This is a genomic window from Rathayibacter sp. AY1C7 (genome assembly GCF_002931865.1).
Classification (GTDB): Bacteria; Actinomycetota; Actinomycetes; order Actinomycetales; family Microbacteriaceae; genus Rathayibacter.
The window spans coordinates 1-2,329 of sequence record NZ_PSWB01000054.1 but is presented as its reverse complement, the minus strand read 5'-3'; the positions used below and the strand labels follow the sequence as shown (position 1 = coordinate 2,329).

Below are 2,329 nucleotides of genomic sequence, written 5' to 3'. Positions count from 1 at the left end.
CGATCCCGTTACGGGAGGTTCGACCGGCGCTGCCCTCCGGATCTCTACCGAAGGCCGAGTGCGGGACATCAACGGTTTGATGACGTTTGCGGCGCTCGTGATGAGAGCAGGAGCGCGCAATGCTTCACTGACCTGCATGAGGCAGGGACGGACAGCAGGGCTGACATCCATTGTCGTCGCGGCAGGCATGGTCTTCAGCGTTAGCGGCTGCGCCGGCGTGACTTCGAGCTCGGCCGGATCCTGCGCCGCAAAAGCGGTCGAGCTTCAAGAGTCGACCTTGCAACCAGACGGAGTGGTCCGGCTCAGCGCCGACTTCATCTGGGAGACGTGTGAAGACACCGGAGGCACGAGCCGCGCAGCTTCGGACGTCACGGTGACCATCACCCCTTCCGCGAGCGGCGAAGAGATACTCCTCGGCCGACCGATACCGAAGGGCGAACGATCCACTGTCAACGAGTCCTTCGACCTCCCCGCCGACCTGCCCACCGGCCCCGCTGTTCTTGCCCTACGCTCACACAGCGGTGACCCGATCGAGATCGAACTTTCTCTCGAGATCACAGCACCGCCAGCCACCTGAGACGGGCCACGAATCGGCACCTCGCCAGCCGTTCAACCGATCAACCATCTCTGCACGACGACCAGGACGGTCATAGATCAACCGCTCCCGCCCGCGAAGCAGTATGTCGCTCCCAAGAGGGGCATACCTCTTCGTCTGTCACCTACGCCGGAAGGCTTGGTAGAGCGCACCCACAAGGATCAGGGGACCGATCACAAGGAGGACCCATGTTCTCGGGTCTTCGTTGGCGCGAGTGCACACGCCTGGCGCGTTCACGTAGTCCATACAACTCCCTGATAGGTCGCTTGAGAGAAGAAACCCCGCCACGAGGACGATGACCGCGAGAGCAATCCAGCGCCACCGGACGCGACGCTTCACTGGTTCACCCGCGACCAGAACGTTTGTCGGAATGAGGGGTGATGGTAGAAGGAGTTCGCACTTGAAACGCCGCGACCTCCTCGAGCATCGAACCCGACTGCAAAGATCGGGGCTCCTGCCGACGCGAACGAGAGCAGTCGAGTTTGATTCTGAGTCATCCGCTCCCTGCCTCTCTTATCCAGTCGAAGCTCCTCGATCGTCGTCACCGCACACCAGGACTGTCAATGAAGACGTTTTCGCTCAGCGGCGTCCACGTCTCTTCGACTCTCCCGCCGTCCGGGACGACGTGGAGAGTGTTCCGGTCGACCGTGGAGTCGAACCCGCCGACGCCGCAGCTTTGGTTCCATGTGTCCTCGTCAGCGAAGCTCGTCAGGCACGTCGTCTCCGGATCGCTCGTGCGCGCCAGGAACAGCGACCGGTCGCCGACTCGGCCGACGAGCCGGGAGCTGGTCTCGTCCATTTTGGACGAGGAGGCCCGCGGGGGCAGCGTCGGGAACGTATCGGCGTCGGTCGCCGCCCGGTCGAGGTCCGCGAAAGTGAGCGGCGGCCGCTCGGCGGTGGTGAAGCACCCGCTCAGCGAGGCCGCGCCCGCGGCAGCGATGGCCGTGATGGCGAGGGTTCGAGCGGTCACCCTTGCGATGCTGCGCGGTCGACTTGTCCAGGTCACGAGGTCAGCTTAGGAAGCGCGAGACCAGGATGTGCCCTTTCCGGAAACTAGGGTGAGGGGATGTTCTCCGCGCTCGGCACCGCGTTCCTCGCGGGCGCGCTCGCTCTCCTCTCCCCCTGTGCCGCACCGATCCTCCCCGGCATCGTCGGCGCCCTCACCTCGACAGGGGACGGACGGGCCCGACCGTCTCGGCAGGTGTGGTCGATCCTCGCGTTCGCGGTCGGGGCCGCTCTCGTACTGATCGGATCCGTGGCCCTGCTGCTCGCGTTCGGCGCGAACGTGAACCTCGCCCGGCCGCCGTACACGTTCATCGCCGGCGGACTGCTCATCGCCGCCGGCCTCTACTCCCTCGGCTTCCTCCGGATCCCCTGGATCACGAAAACGTCCACCCCGGGCGGCTCGGCCGCGAAGGCACTGCTGCTCGGAATCAGCTGCGCCGCCGTCTGGTACCCCTGCCTCGGCCCATCCCTCGCCATCGCCTACGGCCTCGCCTCCAATATCGACACCGTGGGACTCGGCGTCGCGCTGGGGTTCGTCTACTTCCTCGGCATGCTCACCCCGCTGTTCCTGCTCGGACTCGTCCTCGCCCGCGCAGCACGCTCACGCCGCTGGCTGCGCCGCATCGGCGCCTACGCCAACAAGGCCGTCGCCGTGCTCCTCATCGTCATCGGCGTCCTCGTCATCACCGGGCTCTGGAACTCCGTGTCGCTGTGGATCGTGGACAACTC

At 65.4% G+C, this 2,329-nt stretch carries 3 protein-coding genes; 2 read left to right on the top strand and 1 reads right to left on the bottom strand.

Going from position 1 to position 2,329, the window contains the following annotated elements:
* Nucleotides 1–577: hypothetical protein (locus C5C69_RS16785; protein ID WP_219812395.1), on the top strand; the 577-nt coding region annotated here is incomplete at its 5' end.
* A gap of 559 nt (nt 578–1,136) precedes the next feature.
* Here C5C69_RS16785 and C5C69_RS16530 read toward each other — a convergent pair.
* A complete protein-coding gene (locus C5C69_RS16530) occupies nt 1,137–1,565 on the bottom strand; it encodes a hypothetical protein (RefSeq protein ID WP_104234412.1) in 429 nt (142 codons plus the stop codon).
* A gap of 96 nt (nt 1,566–1,661) precedes the next feature.
* On the opposite strand from C5C69_RS16530, the gene C5C69_RS16525 reads away from it, so the two are divergent.
* Nucleotides 1,662–2,329, top strand: a 668-nt coding sequence (locus C5C69_RS16525) for a cytochrome c biogenesis CcdA family protein (RefSeq protein ID WP_104258318.1), incomplete at its 3' end; no start/stop codon positions are given.